The sequence below is a fragment of the Acidovorax sacchari genome, assembly GCF_042847045.1.
Lineage (GTDB): Bacteria > Pseudomonadota > Gammaproteobacteria > Burkholderiales > Burkholderiaceae_C > Paracidovorax > Paracidovorax sacchari.
Map to the genome: position 1 here is coordinate 1,190,981 of NZ_AP035783.1, position 14,717 is coordinate 1,205,697.

At 70.4% G+C, this 14,717-nt stretch carries 13 protein-coding genes; 7 read left to right on the forward strand and 6 right to left on the reverse strand.

Annotation, left to right across the window (positions count from 1 at the left end):
• Positions 1-147 precede the first annotated feature (147 nt).
• A complete protein-coding gene (locus ACGHC0_RS05345; protein ID WP_415267622.1) occupies positions 148-1,053 on the forward strand; it encodes a WYL domain-containing protein in 906 nt (301 codons plus the stop codon).
• Positions 1,054-1,197: 144 nt separating this feature from the next.
• Here the strand turns inward: ACGHC0_RS05345 and ACGHC0_RS05350 are convergent, their stop codons facing one another.
• Positions 1,198-2,343: a trypsin-like peptidase domain-containing protein gene (locus ACGHC0_RS05350; RefSeq protein ID WP_415267623.1), complete on the reverse strand. Its 1,146-nt coding sequence runs from the start codon at positions 2,341-2,343 to the stop codon at positions 1,198-1,200.
• A gap of 379 nt (positions 2,344-2,722) precedes the next feature.
• On the opposite strand from ACGHC0_RS05350, the gene ACGHC0_RS05355 reads away from it, so the two are divergent.
• Positions 2,723-4,051, forward strand: a complete 1,329-nt coding sequence (locus ACGHC0_RS05355) for an MFS transporter (RefSeq protein ID WP_107128821.1) — start codon at positions 2,723-2,725, stop codon at positions 4,049-4,051.
• A gap of 52 nt (positions 4,052-4,103) precedes the next feature.
• Here ACGHC0_RS05355 and ACGHC0_RS05360 read toward each other — a convergent pair whose 3' ends face one another.
• Positions 4,104-5,348, reverse strand: a complete 1,245-nt coding sequence (locus tag ACGHC0_RS05360) for a cysteine dioxygenase (RefSeq protein ID WP_415267624.1) — start codon at positions 5,346-5,348, stop codon at positions 4,104-4,106.
• A gap of 172 nt (positions 5,349-5,520) precedes the next feature.
• Between ACGHC0_RS05360 and ACGHC0_RS05365 the strand changes: the two genes are divergently transcribed.
• Positions 5,521-6,327 (forward strand): Nif3-like dinuclear metal center hexameric protein, encoded by an 807-nt coding sequence (locus ACGHC0_RS05365; RefSeq protein ID WP_415267625.1) that lies wholly within the window; start codon positions 5,521-5,523, stop codon positions 6,325-6,327.
• 18 nt (positions 6,328-6,345) lie between these two features.
• On the opposite strand, the gene ACGHC0_RS05370 is transcribed toward ACGHC0_RS05365, so the two are convergent.
• From ACGHC0_RS05370 to ACGHC0_RS05385, 4 genes are read right to left on the reverse strand one after another with little or no spacing between them, the layout of a single operon-like run.
• Positions 6,346-7,413 carry a VWA domain-containing protein gene (locus ACGHC0_RS05370; RefSeq protein ID WP_415267626.1) on the reverse strand — a complete coding sequence of 356 codons (1,068 nt, stop codon included), beginning with the start codon at positions 7,411-7,413 and terminating at the stop codon, positions 6,346-6,348.
• Between the two features lie 45 nt (positions 7,414-7,458).
• Positions 7,459-8,445, reverse strand: a complete 987-nt coding sequence (locus tag ACGHC0_RS05375) for a DUF58 domain-containing protein (RefSeq protein WP_415267627.1) — start codon at positions 8,443-8,445, stop codon at positions 7,459-7,461.
• On the reverse strand, positions 8,423-9,460 hold the full coding sequence (locus tag ACGHC0_RS05380) for an AAA family ATPase (protein ID WP_415267628.1): 1,038 nt from the start codon (positions 9,458-9,460) through the stop codon (positions 8,423-8,425). Before ACGHC0_RS05380 ends, ACGHC0_RS05375 begins: the two co-directional genes overlap by 23 nt.
• A gap of 19 nt (positions 9,461-9,479) precedes the next feature.
• The gene (locus ACGHC0_RS05385; RefSeq protein WP_415267629.1) at positions 9,480-10,433 is read right to left on the reverse strand and encodes a S1C family serine protease; all 954 of its coding nucleotides are present in this window, start codon (positions 10,431-10,433) and stop codon (positions 9,480-9,482) included.
• A 185-nt stretch (positions 10,434-10,618) separates the two neighbouring features.
• On the opposite strand from ACGHC0_RS05385, the gene ACGHC0_RS05390 reads away from it, so the two are divergent.
• The 4 genes from ACGHC0_RS05390 to ACGHC0_RS05405 are packed head-to-tail and all read left to right on the forward strand — an operon-like array spanning position 10,619 to position 14,710.
• Entirely contained in the window at positions 10,619-11,494 is an 876-nt protein-coding gene (locus ACGHC0_RS05390; RefSeq protein WP_415267630.1) for a TatD family hydrolase, read from the forward strand.
• 6 nt (positions 11,495-11,500) lie between these two features.
• On the forward strand, positions 11,501-12,100 hold the full coding sequence (locus tag ACGHC0_RS05395) for a DNA-deoxyinosine glycosylase (protein ID WP_415267631.1): 600 nt from the start codon (positions 11,501-11,503) through the stop codon (positions 12,098-12,100).
• Positions 12,101-12,865 carry a spermidine synthase gene (locus ACGHC0_RS05400; protein WP_026433304.1) on the forward strand — a complete coding sequence of 255 codons (765 nt, stop codon included), beginning with the start codon at positions 12,101-12,103 and terminating at the stop codon, positions 12,863-12,865. It begins immediately after the preceding gene.
• Positions 12,866-12,871: 6 nt separating this feature from the next.
• On the forward strand, positions 12,872-14,710 hold the full coding sequence (locus ACGHC0_RS05405; protein WP_415267632.1) for a GspE/PulE family protein: 1,839 nt from the start codon (positions 12,872-12,874) through the stop codon (positions 14,708-14,710).
• Positions 14,711-14,717 lie beyond the last annotated feature (7 nt).

A 14,717-nucleotide genomic window follows, 5' to 3' on the forward strand; every position in this document is an offset into this window, starting at 1 on the left:
GGCCGTCCCCGACCGGAGGGTTCTTCGCCATGTAGGCTCCTTCTATAGCGCGATCAAAGCGATCGCATTGATGAATGTATGCGATCAAAAAGATCATGTCAACGCATCAAAGAGGTCGTGTGTGACCGCGCCTGCTATCATGTGTGCATGAATGAGCCTGAGCCTAGCTTTCCCGAGAACAAAAGCGAAGAAGCAGAGTTCACCCATGCATTACGGGAGCGTCTTGCATTCATTGACTTCCAGTTGTATTTCCTGGGTGAATTGCGCCGTAATGATTTGATTGCACGCTTCGGCATCTCCTCTGCAGTGGCTACCCGGGCCATAGCTCAGTACCTAGCAGTAGCGCCTGACAACGCCAAGCTTGATAAGCAGAAGGTCTACCGTCCGACGCCCCAGTTCGCTCCGTGGTATCACCATTCCGTAAGTCAAGCACTGGCTACGCTAGCTCAGGGTTTGACTTTGAGCATCGGCAGTCAGCCGCAAGCGATCACGCCATGCGAACTGCCTTTGGAGCTTGCTCTTCCTAAAGTTGAAATCCTTGCTGCAGTTGCGAGAGCAATCAAACAGGGTAAACCAATCAAGGTGAGATATGTTTCGATGACAAGCGGAGAGAACGAAAGAGAAATTGTTCCGTTCGCGCTTGTTACTAACAGGGTTCGTTGGCACGTTCGTGCTTACGACCGGAAGAACAGGACATTCCTTGACTTTGTTCTTCGGCGGATAGTCGAGGCTACCGTCTTGGAAGATGCTTCTGTAGAGCCCCATGAGCTCCCTAGCTCCGACGCACAGTGGAGCCGTGTCATTACGTTGGAACTGGTTCCTCATCCCGGCATCGCGCGTGCCGAGGTCGTGAACCTGGACTACGACATGCCTGATGGAGTGCTGCGAGTTAAGGTGCGGGCCGCAAACGTAGGTTACGTGACGAAATTATGGGGAATAGATTGCTCTCCTGATCACTCCCTTTCGCCTGACGTGTATCACCTTTGGCTTAAAGATCCCTTGTCAATATATGGTGCCAGCACTGCACTTGCCCCTGGCTACGTCCCGCCTTGAGACAGCTCCAACTCTAGAAATTTAGTTCTGCTTTGCCAGAGCGTGCTCCTGTTTGGCATAAATTAATATTAGTCAGAGTGGCTGTGAGCATGTGCTGGTGGTAGCGGCTCTGCCCTTTCACAACTCACCACCGCGCTCTATCCCTCACCGCCGCTGGCCTCTCTGCTGCGGCCGCGTCCCAGGCACCACATTCAACTCCAGCTGCGTATCCCCCCGCTGCAGCTGGAACGCCGCCGGCTCGCCCGGCTTCAGGGCCGCGACGGCGCTGAGCAGGGCCGAGACGTTGTCGGTGGGCTTGTCGCCCACGCGCACGATCACGTCGCCGGGCCGGATGCCGGCGCGGGCGGCGGGGCCGTCCTGCAGGACGCCGGTGATGATGACGCCCTCGGTGGCGCGCACGCCGAAGGTGGCGGCGAGTTCGGGCGAGAGTTCGTTGGGTTCCACGCCGATCCAGCCGCGGGTGACCTGGCCGTCCTTGACGATGCCGTCGAGCACGAGCTTGGCGGTGGAGACGGGGATGGCGAAGCCGATGCCCATGCTGCCGCCGGAGCGGGAGTAGATGGCGGTGTTGATGCCCATCAGGTTGCCGTTGATGTCCACCAGCGCGCCGCCGGAGTTGCCGGGGTTGATGGCGGCGTCGGTCTGGATGAAGTTCTCGAAGGTGTTGATGCCGAGCTGGCTGCGGCCCAGGGCGCTGACGATGCCGCTGGTGACGGTCTGGCCGACGCCGAAGGGGTTGCCGATGGCGAGGACCTGGTCGCCCACGGAGAGCTGGTCGGAGTTGCCCAGCACCATGGCGGGCAGCTTGTCGAGGTCCACCTTGAGGATGGCGAGGTCGGTGTCCGGGTCGGTGCCGATCACGGTGGCGCGGGTGCGGCGGCTGTCGGCCAGGGTGACCTCGATCTCGTCCGCGCCTTCCACCACGTGGTTGTTGGTGAGGATGTAGCCGTCCGGGCTCACGATCACGCCGCTGCCCAGGCCTGTCTGCGTCTGCTGCGCGCCCTGGTCGCCGAAGAAGAACTGGAACCAGGGGTCGTTGCTGCGCGGGTTGCGCACGGCCTTGCTGGTGTTGATGCTGACGACGGCCGGGGCCGCCTTGCGCACCGCCGCGCTGAAGCTGCCCGCCACGGGCTGGGAGGAGGGGGCGGGCGGGGCCTCGATGAGCGAGATGCCGGCGCCGCTGCGCGTGGCGCCGCGCCGGATCCAGTCCGGTTGCAGGGTGGCGACGACGAAGTAGGCGGCGACGAACACGGTCACGGCCTGGGAAAACAGCAGCCAGAAGCGCTTCATGGTGACAGGTGGGGCGGCAAAGGCCCACATTGTCGCCACTTTGCGCGGCCGTGGGCCGTGGGAGGGCATGCCGACTGCGCCCCGCGCGAGGAGGGGGCATTCCATCGCGTGCGCGGGCGCCGGAGGGAAAACCCTAAAATCGGGGCATGGCCGCTACCCGCGGCCTTTTGCTTTCGTTTTCCGTTTCTCGTTTTTCTTTCTTTTTTCTTCCAGCCCCGGCCCCGTGCCCCGGCCGCCCGCACTGCATCCCCGCGGCCGGCCTTGCAGCCCGCGCCACCCGCTACGCTCCGCTCCGGTCCGGCGGCCGCAAGAGAAAGCCCTGGCGCCGCCGCATGCGTGGCCGTGCCCGGGCCGCACCCGTGCATTTCCGGACCACGCCATGACTTCCTTCTCTTCCGCTGCCGCGAGCGCCGACGCCGCGCAGCCCCATCGACCGCTCACGCGCAGCGACTACAAGACCCTGGGCCTTTCCGCGCTGGGCGGCACGCTCGAGTTCTACGATTTCGTGATCTATGTGTTCTTCGCCACGGTGGTGAGCGGCCTGTTCTTCCCGGCCGACATGCCCGACTGGCTGCGGCAGCTGCAGACCTTCGGCATCTTCGCTGCGGGCTACCTGGCCCGGCCGATCGGCGGCATCGTGATCGCCCACTTTGGCGACAAGCTGGGCCGCAAGCGCATGTTCAGCCTGTCGATCTTCCTGATGGCCGTGCCCACGCTGGTGATCGGCCTGCTGCCCACCTACGCGAGCATCGGCGTGGCGGCGCCGCTGCTGCTGCTGGCGATGCGCGTGCTGCAGGGCGCGGCCATCGGCGGCGAGATGCCCGGCGCCTGGGTGTTCGTGGCCGAGCACGTGCCGAAGAACCGCTACGGCCTGGGCGTGGGCACGCTGACGGCCGGCATCACGGGCGGCATCCTGCTGGGCTCGCTGGTGGCGATCGCCATCAACCGCACGTACACGCCTGCCGAGGTGCAGGGCTTCGCCTGGCGCATTCCGTTCATCCTGGGCGGCGTGTTCGGCCTGGTGTCGGTGTACCTGCGCCGCTTCCTGCACGAGACGCCGGTGTTCCAGGAGCTGGCCGCGCGCCGCGCCGTGGCGCGCGAGCTGCCGCTCAAGACGATTTTCCGCGACCACAAGGGCGCGATGCTGCTGGTGGCGCTGATGACCTGGGTGCTGTCCACCGCGGTGGTGGTGGTGGTGCTGATCACGCCGTCGTACCTGCAGAAGGTGTTCCACCTGCCCGCCACGCTGGCGCTGGAGGCCAATGCCGTGGCCACGCTCACGCTGACCATCGGCTGCGTGGTGATGGGCTGGGCCACCGACCGCTTCGGCACCCGGGCGGTGATGCTGGTGGGCTGGGGCGGCCTGTTCCTGACCTCGTACCTGTTCTACCTGGGCCTGCCGGGCACGCCGGAGACGCTGGTGCGCAACTATGCGCTGGTGGGCTTTTTCGTGGGGTCGATCGCGCTGCTGCCGATCGTGGGCGTGCGCGCCTTCCCGCCGGAAGTGCGGTTCTCGGGGCTTTCTTTCTCCTACAACATGGCCTATGCGGTGTTCGGCGGCATCACGCCGGTGCTGCTGACGGTGTGGATGCAGCGCGACCCGATGGCGCCGGCGCACTACGTGGCGGCCATGGGGCTGCTGGGCTTCGTGCTGGGCTTCGTGCCCCTGGCCTCGCGCGGCTGGCAGCCGGCGCCTGCGCGGGCCTGAACGGGCCTTTTTTGAAGCGGCGGGCATCCCGCGGCGGATGCCCGCGCCGCGCTCAGGCCGTGGCGGGCCGCTGCCCGGACATGGCCGCCTTCCATTCCTCCTGGATCAGCCGCTTGAACTCCAGGTATTCCCAGTCCGAGTCGGGCAGGAAGTGCTCGATGGTCTGCTTCTTCTCGTCGATGTAGTCGAAGTACTCGTAGTGGACGATGTTGTCGTCCGCGTAGCGGTAGCACTGGATGGTCGCGCAGAACTGGCCGCCTTCGCGGGGCGACGGGTTCTTGAGCTGGTGGATCTGGTAGTAGTCGGGCGTGAGGAAGGTGACCTCGCCCGCGTGCGCGATGGTGCTGCCCCAGGGCTGCTCGATGTGGGGGCTGAGCGCGCTGAACCACGAGATCTGGATCTGCCCGTGCAGCACCTTGATGACGGCGCAGGCCTGGCCATGGTCGTGGATGGGCGAGCCGTTGCCCGCGGGCCAGATTTCCAGGACGTAGGGCTGGCCGGGGGAGTCGCCCTGGTTGGAGTCCAGCGTGACGCGCAGGTAGCCGAAGCTCGGGTCTTTTTCCTGGAGCTTGGTGTGGCAGAGCGCGCCGGGCGTGGCGATGGAGTACTGGATGGCCTGGGCGAATTCGGGGAAGTCCGGCGGCGAGAGGTTCATGCCCGGACCGGCGACGTTGTCGTAGAGGCGCTGACAGGCCAGGGGCAGGTCGCCCGCGACGCTGGCGCGGTTGGCGGCGATGCTTTCCATGGTCACCTCCGCCGGGGCGATGAGGTGGGGCGGCGGATCGAGGTTCACGGGGATCTGGAGCGTGGCGAGCTGCACGCCGGTGGCGCCGCGCACGCTGACATGGCGCAGTTGCCGGCACAGGGCGTCCATGCCGTCCGGGTCGTTCTTGTCCGGCCAGGTGAACTCGTAGAGCATCAGGGCGCGCAGCATTTCGCCCTTGCCGTAGCGGATGCGGCGGTTGTTGCTGTCCAGGCTCAGCCAGTAGGGCTGGTGGGTGCCCGGCGGGTCCAGGCGCAGTTCGGGGGCTTCGGCGTGCGCGATGGGGTGCCTCTTGCCGTGGCGCACGGCCCACAGGACGATGCCGGCGCGGCCGATGGTGAGGCCGCAGGCGTTGCCGGCGGGGGTGAAGGGCATGTCCTGGTGCAGGACGATGTCCAGCGCCTCGGGCACGTCGGCCGGCAGCACGGAGACGGTGCCCTGGCCCTTGACGGGAAAGGTGGTGTGGGACGCGGTCTGGGCGGCCTGGTAGAGCCGGACGCGGTTCACGGAAAGATGGCGGGATGCGTGGGGCATGGGGTGGCTTTCGGTGTCGGTGTGTGTGGGGCGCGACGGTGTGCCCGGACGGGCGGCGTTGGGCGCCCGCGGCGTGGTGCGGTGGTGGTCACATGGGATCCCTCCTTCTCGTGTGCCGGCGGGGTCATGGGCGGCATCCCTCCCTGGTGCGCGCCCTGCCACAATGCCGTGCATGACGGACTCAGTTGTACCCTCTCCCACGGATGACCTGGCCCCCGGGGTTTCCCGGCAGTCGCTGCTCGCGGCCTTCGACGATCTGCTGCAGCCGGCCCGCTTCAAGGACTACGGCCCGAACGGCCTGCAGGTGGAGGGCCGCGAGCGCATCCGCCGCATCGTGAGCGGCGTGACGGCGAGCCGCGCGCTGATCGACGCCGCCATCGCGGACGGGGCGGATGCGGTGTTCGTGCACCACGGCCTGTTCTGGCGCGGCCAGGACGGGCGGGTGACGGGCTGGATGAAGCAGCGCCTGCAGCGGCTGCTGGCCCACGACATCAACCTCTTCGCCTACCACCTGCCACTGGACGCGCATCCGGAGTTGGGCAACAACGCCCAGTTGGGCCGCGTGCTGGGCTTCGCGCCGGCCGATGTGCGCTTCGGCGAGCAGGACCTGGGTTTCTGCGCGCCGGCCGACATCGCGGATGCTGCCACGCTCGCCGCGCGGGTGGAGGCGGCGCTGGGCCGGCCGGTGACCCTGGTCGCACCGGGGGACGCCGGGCCGGGCCGGCCGGTCCGCCGCGTGGCCTGGTGCACGGGCGGCGCGCAGGGATTGTTCGAGGGGGCGATCGCGGCGGGGGCCGATGCCTTCATCACGGGCGAGATCTCCGAGCCGCAGGCGCACCTGGCGCGGGAGACGGGCGTGTCCTTCCTCGCGGCGGGCCACCATGCGACCGAGCGCTACGGCGCGCCCGCGGCGGCCGCGCACGTGGCGGCGGCGCTGGGCATCGAGCACCGCTTCATCGAGATCGACAACCCGGCGTGAGCCCGGGGGGACGGCGCGCTACAGCACCCGGCCGAACCACCACAGCGACAGCAGGCCCGCCAGCACCAGCAGGGCCGCGCCCGCGAGCGCCAGCAGGGCGGAGATTTCGGTTTCCTTCTTCTCCACGGTGAGGCGGGAGCTGAGGGTTTCGTACACCTTCTTCAGGTCGGCAGCGGTGGCCGCGTGGAAGTATTCGGCGTTGGTGCGCTGGGCCACGGCCTTGAGGGTGTCTTCGTCCAGGCGCACGCGCATGGACCAGCCCTCGAAGCCGATGGTCTCGCCGGCCACGGTGCCCACGCCCACGGTATAGACGCGCACGCCGCGGTCGGCCGCCCATTGCGCGGCCTCCATCGGATCGACGCCGGTGGTGCGCTGGCCGTCGGTGAGCATGATGATGGCGGCCGAGGTGTAGGAGCCCGGGGCCACGGGCGCGGGCCGGTCCGCGCCCTTGCCGGGGCTGCCGCGGTGCGGCGGGCGGCCGATTTCGTCCATGGACTGCGGGCGCAGCATGGCCTGCCGGCCGCCGAGGGCGGAGACGTCGATGCCGGTGTCGGGGAACAGGGTGGCGAGCGACAGCAGGATGCCGTTGCCCGTGGCCGTGCCGCGCTGCAGCTGGAAGCTGTCGATGGCCTTGAAGAGGTCTTCGTGGTTCTGCGTGGGCAGCTGGGCGAGCTGAGCGCTGCCCGCGAAGGCCACGATGCCCACGCGCACGTGGCGCGGCAGCTCGGCGATGAAGGCCTTGGCGGCGTCCTGGGCGGCGGTGAGGCGGTCGGGGTGCACGTCGGCGGCGCGCATGCTGCCCGACACGTCCATGGCCAGCATGATGGTCTGCTGCTGCGAGGGCAGGGTGAGCACCGCCAGCGGCCGCGCGGCGGCGACCAGCAGCGCCGCCAGCCCGAGCAGGAAGAGCAGCGGCGGCACATGGCGCCGCCAGCGGGTGCGTGCGCCCTGGGCTTCGCGCGCCAGGGCCAGGGCCGGGTAGTGCAGCACGGTGGAACGGCGGCGGCGCAGCAGCCAGACGTAAAGCACCACCAGCACGGGCAGCGCGAGCAGCAGCCAGAGAAGGTCGGGCCAGAGAAAAACCATGGGCGGCTCCTTCCTTGTCGTTCGTTGGGCCGGCGCGTCCGCCGCTCAGGCGCGCACCCGCCGGCGGGCCCGCACGGGCTGGCCGCGCAGTTCCATGAAGCGCACCAGCGCGTCGAGCAGGTCGTCGTCGGTGGCGAGTTCGAGCGTGTCCGCGCCCGCGCGCGCCAGGGCCGAGCGCAGCGCGGCTTCGCGCTCGGCGGCGAGGCGGGCGAAGCGCTGGCGGAAGGCGCGGTCGCGCGTGTCCACCGTCAGCTGCTCGCCGGTCTCGGGATCGCGCAGGTGTAGCACGCCCACGTCGGGCAGCGCCATTTCCAGCGGGTCGAGCAGCCGCACGGCGACCACGTCGTGGCGTTGCGCGAGCTGTGCGAGGGGCTTTTCCCAGCCGGGGGCACTGAGGAAATCGGACACCACGAACACCGTCGAGCGCCGCCGGAGCACGGGCGCGGCCGAATCCAGCAGCCGGTGCAGCTCGGTGGTGCCGGGCGGCGAGGATCCGGGCAGGCCGGCGGGCGCCAGCGCGTCGATGAGGCGCAGCACATGGGTGCGGCCGGTGCGCGGCGGCAACACGGTAGCGGTGGCGGTGGCACCGTGGCCGAAGAGCAGGGCGCCCACGCGGTTGCCGTGGCGCGTGAGCAGCCGCGCGAGCACGGCGACGAAGCCGGTGAGCCGGTCGCGCTTGGTCTCCCCCGGCGGCCCGAAGTCCACCGAAGGGCTGAGGTCGAGCAGGAACCAGGCGGCCATCTCGCGGTCTTCGGAGAAGACGCGCACATGGGGCGTGCCGAGCCGCGCGGTGACGTTCCAGTCGATGTGGCGCACGTCGTCGTGCGCCTGGTATTCGCGCAGGTCCGCCAGGTCCACGCCCGCGCCGTGCAGCAGCGTTCGGTAATCGCCCTGCAGCAGGCCGTCGAGGCGGCGCAGCACGGTCCATTCGAGCCGGCGCAGCAGGCGGTCCGCGGCGCCCGTGCCCAGGCCGGCGGCGGGCAGCGGCGCCGCGCGCGTTGCCGCGGTGTCAGGCCCGCTGCGCGGCGGCATGGAGCACCTCGTTCTGGGCATCGTGCGCGAGCGGGCGGGCCGGCGCCGGCAGCCGCGCTATGAGCTGGGCGATGAGGGCATCGGCATTGAGCCCGTCCGAGAGCGCCTCGTACGAGAGCGTGATGCGGTGGCGCAGCACGTCGGGCGCGAGGTCGGCCATGTCCTCGGGCAGCACGTAGCCGCGCCCGCGCAGCATGGCCAGGGCGCGGGCGCCCTCGGCCAGGTGGATGGTGGCGCGCGGGCTGGCGCCGCAGGCGATGCGTGGTTCGAGTTCGGGCAGGCCGTACTGCGCGGGTGCGCGCGTGGCGGCCACGAGGCGCACGGCGTACTGCAGCAGGGACGGATCGACGTACACGCGCCGGCATTCGGCCTGCAGCGCGGCGAGCTGCTCCGTGGTGGCCACGGAGGCCACCTGCACGGGCTCGGCGAGGGCACGCTGGGCGATGACGAACTCTTCCTCCTCGGTGGGGTAGCCGATGAGCACCTTCATCATGAAGCGGTCCACCTGGGCCTCCGGGAGCTGGTAGGTGCCCTCGGTCTCGATGGGGTTCTGCGTGGCCATGACGAGGAAGGGGCGTGGCAGGGTGTGCGTCTCGCCCGCGATGGTGACCTGCCGCTCCTGCATCACCTCCAGCAGCGCGCTCTGCACCTTGGCGGGCGCGCGGTTGATCTCGTCGGCCAGCAGCAGGTGGGTGAACACCGGCCCGAGCGTGGTGGCGAACTCGCCCGTGCGCTGGTGGTACATGCGCGTGCCGACGAGGTCGGCGGGCACGAGGTCGGGCGTGAACTGGATGCGCTTGAAGGTGCCGTGCACGGTGCCCGCGAGCGTCTTCACGGTGAGGGTCTTGGCCAGGCCCGGCACGCCTTCGACCAGCAGGTGGCCCTGCGCGAGCATGGCGACCATCACGCGCTCCAGGAAGCGGTCCTGGCCGACCACCACGCGCTTGACCTCGTAGAGGATCTGCTCCATCAGCGTGGCGGTGGCGGCGGCCGTCGGGGGCGGGGTGATGTCCATGGAGGCTCCTGGCGAAAGGTCAGAACGGCGGCGAGCCCGCGGCCTCGGCGGCGTTCTCGATGGGCACGGCGAAGCCGATGCCGATGAAGGTGCGCGCGGGCGTGGGGTTGAGGATGGCGGTGACGATGCCCACGACCTCGCCGTCGAGCGTGACGAGCGGGCCGCCGGAATTGCCGGGGTTGGCGGCGGCGTCGAACTGGATGAGGTTGCGCATCTCCTGCTTGCCCTGGGGCGAATCGAATTCGCGCTGCAGGCCCGAGATCACGCCGGCCGAGACCGAGGGCCCGATGCCGAAGGGAAAGCCGATGGCGACCACGCCGTCGCCGGGCTTGAGTCCCTGCGTGGAGCGCAGCGGCGCGGCCTGCAGGTCGTCCGGCACGCGGTGCGCCTGCAGCACGGCGAGGTCGTTCGCGGGCTGGGCGCCGGTCAGGGACGCGTCGCTTTCGGAGCCGTCGGCGAAGGTGACCTGGATGCGCGAAGCGCCCCGCACCACGTGCAGGTTGGTGAGGATCACGCCCTTGTCCACGATCACGATGCCGGTGCCCACGCCGCGCTCTTCTTCCTGCACCTTGCCCTTGCCTTTCTTGGTGTGGGCGAAGCCGGTGACGCGCACCACCGACGGGGCCACGGCCTCGGCGGCGCGCGCGGCGGCCGAGGGCAGGGGCTGGGTGGAGAGGGTGTGCAGCACGGCCGCGTCGATGTCCTGCTGGGTGATGCGCGGCGCCGGCGGCGGCATGCGCCAGGCCAGCCAGCCGAAGCCGGCGGCCACCAGCACGGCCGCCAGCGCACCGCCGAGCTGCTTGCGCCAGGGGCGCCGGGCCGCGGGCGCCGGCGTGCCGGCAGCGGCCGGGGCCGCCGGGGGCGGCGGGGCGTGCGGAGGCTGGGCACCGCCGGACCCGGCCGGGACAGGATGGGGTGCGGAGGCCGCGGCCGGCGCGCGGCGGGAGCTGCTGTAGCGGGCGGGCCTGGGCATGCGGTCACCTCGGGTCAGGGGGCCCGCGCGCGGCGTCGTGCGCCGGGCAGGCGGTTCCCGGCGACGGTAGCACGGAACCGCCCGCCGCGCATGTGTCCGCGTGTTTCAGGGCCGGGAGACAACCTGCGGATGCCGCCGGAGATGGCCGACGCGCACGCCGCCCCGGGTGCTGGCATGCTCGGGGGATGGATGCCTGGATCGATACCCACTGCCACCTCGACGAGTTCGAAGCCCATGCGGGCCGGGACTACCTGGACCGGGTGCGCGCGGACGCGGCGCGGGCCGGCGTCGCGCACTGCGTCCTGCCCGCGGTGGAGCGGGGGAACCTGGAGGCCGTCCGCACGCTGGCGCACCGCCACGGGGACAGCTATGCGCTGGGCATCCACCCGCTTTTCACGGGCCGGGCGGAGGATGGCGATCTCGGCGTGCTGGCGCGGGCGCTGGAGCAGCATGCGGCGGACCCGCGCCTCGTGGCCGTCGGCGAGATCGGGCTCGACTTCTTCGTGAAGGACCTGGACCCGGCGCGGCAGGAGCATTTCTTCCGCGAGCAACTGCGGCTCGCGCGGCGCAGCCGGCTGCCCGTGATCCTGCACACCCGGCGGTCGGTGGACAAGGTGCTCAAGGGCCTGCGCGACGTGGGTGCCGAAGGGGGCATCGCCCATGCGTTCAACGGCAGCCTGCAGCAGGCGCGCGCCTTCATCGACCTGGGGTTCAAGCTCGGCTTCGGCGGAGCGGTGACCTTCGACCGCGCGCTGCAGCTGCGCCGGCTGGCGGCGGAGCTGCCGCTGGAGGCGATCGTGCTGGAGACCGACGCGCCGGACATCCCGCCGCACTGGCTCTACGTGACGGCCGCCGAGCGGGCGGCGGGCGCCGCTCCGGCGCGCAACACGCCGGGCGAACTGCCGCGCATCGCGCAGGTGGTGGCGGAGCTGCGCGGCATGCCGGTGGAGGCGCTGGCCCGGGCCGCGCACGCGAATTCCCTGGCGGCGCTGCCGCGGCTGGCGGAGCTGCTGCCGGCGCCTGCGCAGGCCCGCCGCACGGCCACCGAATGGCTACCATAGGCACGCATGCCCCGTTCGTCCCAGTCGTCCCTTTCCCCCGATAGCCCCCCCGCCGACCCGCAGCCCGCCGCGCCCGCACGCCTGGCGGGGCTGGCGCCGGTCGTCTCGGAGCGCACGGTGGTGCTGGTGCTGGGCAGCTTCCCCGGCGTGGCGTCGCTGCGCGCGGAGCAGTACTACGGGCATCCGCAGAACCATTTCTGGCCCATCCTGCAGGCGCTGTGGCCGCAGCACCCGCTGCCCGGCCGCGACCGCTACGCCGAGCGCTGCGCCTGGCTGCTGGACCGCGGGCTGGGGCTGTGGGACGTGTATGCGGCCTGCGAGCGCGAGGGCAGCCTGGACACCAGCATCCGCAACGCTGCGGTGAACGATTTCGCGGCGCTGCGGCCGCGCTGCCCGCGCCTTTCGGCCATCGCCCACAATGGCGGGGAAAGCTTCAGGCACGCACGCGCCGTGCGCGCGGCCCTGGGCCTGCCGGCCGGGCTGCAGGAAGGCCCGGTGCCGTCGCTGCGCCTGCCCTCCACCAGCCCCGCGAACGCGTCCTGGAGCTTCGAGCGCAAGCGTGCCGCCTGGGCCGAGGCGCTGGCCCCCTTTGGATTGATGGATTGAATGACCACCCGCAAGAAAGCCGCAGCCGCCGAGCTGCCCGAAGTCAGCGTTTCCGATGACGGCGACGTGCGCCACCTGCACCTGGGCACGCCCTGGATCCAGGGCTCCATGCGCATCGACGATCCCTTCGACATCGAACTGGAGTACGTGCAGCGCATGATGGCGTGGCTGCTGTTCGTGGAGCCGGCGAGCGTGGGCAAGCGGCACGCGATGCAGCTGGGCCTGGGCGCGGGGGCGATCACCAAGTTCTGCCACAAGAAGCTGCGCATGTGCTGCACGGCGATCGAGCTCAACCCGCAGGTGCTGGCCGTGTGCCGCGCGTGGTTCAAGCTGCCGCCCGACGGGCCGAAGCTGCGCGTGGTGCTGGCCGATGCCGCGCAGGAGATCCGCAAGCCCGAGTGGCACGGCACGGTCGATGCGCTGGCCGTGGACCTGTACGATCACGAGGCCGCGGCGCCGGTGCTCGACAGCGCGGAGTTCTATGCGGACTGCCGCGCGCTGCTCACCGAGGACGGCGCGATGACGGTGAACCTCTTCGGCCGGTCCTCCAGCTACGAGCGCAGCCTCGGGCGCATGGCCGAGGCCTTCGGCGCCGACGCGCTCTGGGCCTTCAAGCCCACGCGCGAGGGCAACACGGTGGTGCTGGCCCAGCGCACGCCGTCGCGGCCGCGCCGTGCCGACCTGCTGGCCCGCGCCGATGCGGTGCAGGCGCGGTGGGACCTGCCCGCGGCGAAGTGGCCACGCGTGTTCAAGCCGGTGGAGTGACGCGCGATGAGCCGCAGCCTGCCTCCCCCTCATGACGCTGCCGGGCCTGCGGCGCCGGCCGGCTTCGCGGGCCCCCTCGACTGGCGCCGCATCGTCGAGTGGCTGCGCGCCGATGGCGTGATCTCGCAGGAGGAGGCCGCGCGCACCATCGCGCGCTGCTCGCAGGCCGAGAGCCGGCAGCATCCGCTGGTGCGGCTGGTCAGCGTGGCGATGGCGCGCGCGAGCGACGGCAGGCCGCTGGACCTGGAGAGCCTGACCGAATACCTGGCCGGCCGCAGCGGCCTGGCCTACCTGCGCATCGATCCGCTCAAGGTGGACGTGGGCCGCGTGGCCGACATGATGAGCGCGAGCTACGCGGAGCGGCACCGGGTGCTGCCCGTGCAGGTCTCGCCGCGCGAGATCGTGGTGGCTACCGCCGAGCCGTTCATGGACGACTGGGTGGCCGAGGTGGAGCGCCAGTCGCGCCGGACGGTGCGCCGCGTGGTCGCCAACCCGCAGGACATCCACCGCTACACGGCGGAATTCTTCGCGCTGGCCAAGTCGGTGAAGGCGGCGCAGAAAGCCGGCGGCGCGAGCGCGGGCAGCAGCTTCGAGCAACTGGTGGAACTGGGCCGCAGCAACAAGCAGCTGGACGCCAACGACCAGGGCGTGGTCAAGGTGGTGGACTGGCTCTGGCAGTACGCCTTCGACCAGCGCGCGAGCGACATCCACCTGGAGCCGCGGCGCGAGCAGGGCGTGATCCGCTTCCGCATCGACGGGGTGCTGCATCCGGTGTACCAGATGCCCATGGGCGTGCTGAACGCCATGGTGTCGCGCGTGAAGCTGCTGGGCCGCATGGACGTGGTCGAGAAGCGCCGCCCGCAGGACGGCCGCATCAAGACCCGCAACCCGCGCGGCGACGAGGTGGAAATGCGCCTCTCGACCCTGCCCACGGCCTTCGGCGAGAAGATGGTGATGCGGATCTTCGACCCGGACAACACGGTCAAGGATCTGGACGCGCTGGGCTTCTCGCCGCACGACGCGCAGCGCTGGGAGGCGCTGGTGCAGCGGCCGCACGGCATCATCCTGGTGACCGGGCCCACCGGCTCGGGCAAGACCACGACGCTCTACTCCACGCTCAAGCGCCTGGCCACCGAGGAGGTGAACGTGAGCACGGTGGAGGACCCGATCGAGATGATCGAGCCGAGCTTCAACCAGACGCAGGTGCAGCCGCAGCTCGATTTCAGCTTCGCGGAAGGCCTGCGCGCGCTCATGCGGCAGGACCCGGACATCCTGATGGTGGGCGAGATCCGCGACCTGGAGACGGCCGACATGGCCGTGCAGGCCGCGCTCACGGGCCACCTGGTGTTCTCCACGCTGCACACCAACGACGCCCCCTCGGCCATCAGCCGGCTGATGGAACTGGGGGTGCCGCCCTATCTCATCAACGCCACCCTGCTGGGCGTGCTCGCGCAGCGGCTGGTGCGCACGCTCTGCCGGCAGTGCCGCCAGCGCGACGAGGCGGCGGGCATCGAGCGCCTGGCCGAAGTGGTGCGGCCCTGGAAGATCACCGGCGGCTACCACCCCTACCGGCCGGTGGGCTGCGTGGACTGCCGCATGACGGGCTTCCACGGCCGCATGGGGCTCTACGAACTGCTCACCGTGAGCGAAGCGCTGAAGGAGCGCATCACCCAGTCGCCCTCCATCGACGCGCTGCGGCGGCAGGCATTGCAGGACGGCATGCGCCCGCTGCGGCTGGCGGGCGCGCTGCGCGTGGCCGAAGGCGTGACCACGCTGGAAGAGGTCATCGCCGCCACGCCGCCGCTCGAGTCACGTGACCGGGGCGCGCCGCCGCCTGCCGCTTGATCCTCCG

Coding starts and splice junctions, on each gene's coding strand:
- ACGHC0_RS05380 (WP_415267628.1), bottom strand. CDS start 9,460: ATGGACATCACCCCGCCCCCGACGGCCGCCGCCACCGCCACGCTGATG.
- ACGHC0_RS05365 (WP_415267625.1), top strand. CDS start 5,521: ATGACGGACTCAGTTGTACCCTCTCCCACGGATGACCTGGCCCCCGGG.
- ACGHC0_RS05390 (WP_415267630.1), top strand. CDS start 10,619: ATGGATGCCTGGATCGATACCCACTGCCACCTCGACGAGTTCGAAGCC.
- ACGHC0_RS05360 (WP_415267624.1), bottom strand. CDS start 5,348: ATGCCCCACGCATCCCGCCATCTTTCCGTGAACCGCGTCCGGCTCTAC.
- ACGHC0_RS05355 (WP_107128821.1), top strand. CDS start 2,723: ATGACTTCCTTCTCTTCCGCTGCCGCGAGCGCCGACGCCGCGCAGCCC.
- ACGHC0_RS05345 (WP_415267622.1), top strand. CDS start 148: ATGAATGAGCCTGAGCCTAGCTTTCCCGAGAACAAAAGCGAAGAAGCA.
- ACGHC0_RS05385 (WP_415267629.1), bottom strand. CDS start 10,433: ATGCCCAGGCCCGCCCGCTACAGCAGCTCCCGCCGCGCGCCGGCCGCG.
- ACGHC0_RS05400 (WP_026433304.1), top strand. CDS start 12,101: ATGACCACCCGCAAGAAAGCCGCAGCCGCCGAGCTGCCCGAAGTCAGC.
- ACGHC0_RS05405 (WP_415267632.1), top strand. CDS start 12,872: ATGAGCCGCAGCCTGCCTCCCCCTCATGACGCTGCCGGGCCTGCGGCG.
- ACGHC0_RS05370 (WP_415267626.1), bottom strand. CDS start 7,413: ATGGTTTTTCTCTGGCCCGACCTTCTCTGGCTGCTGCTCGCGCTGCCC.
- ACGHC0_RS05395 (WP_415267631.1), top strand. CDS start 11,501: ATGCCCCGTTCGTCCCAGTCGTCCCTTTCCCCCGATAGCCCCCCCGCC.
- ACGHC0_RS05350 (WP_415267623.1), bottom strand. CDS start 2,343: ATGAAGCGCTTCTGGCTGCTGTTTTCCCAGGCCGTGACCGTGTTCGTC.
- ACGHC0_RS05375 (WP_415267627.1), bottom strand. CDS start 8,445: ATGCCGCCGCGCAGCGGGCCTGACACCGCGGCAACGCGCGCGGCGCCG.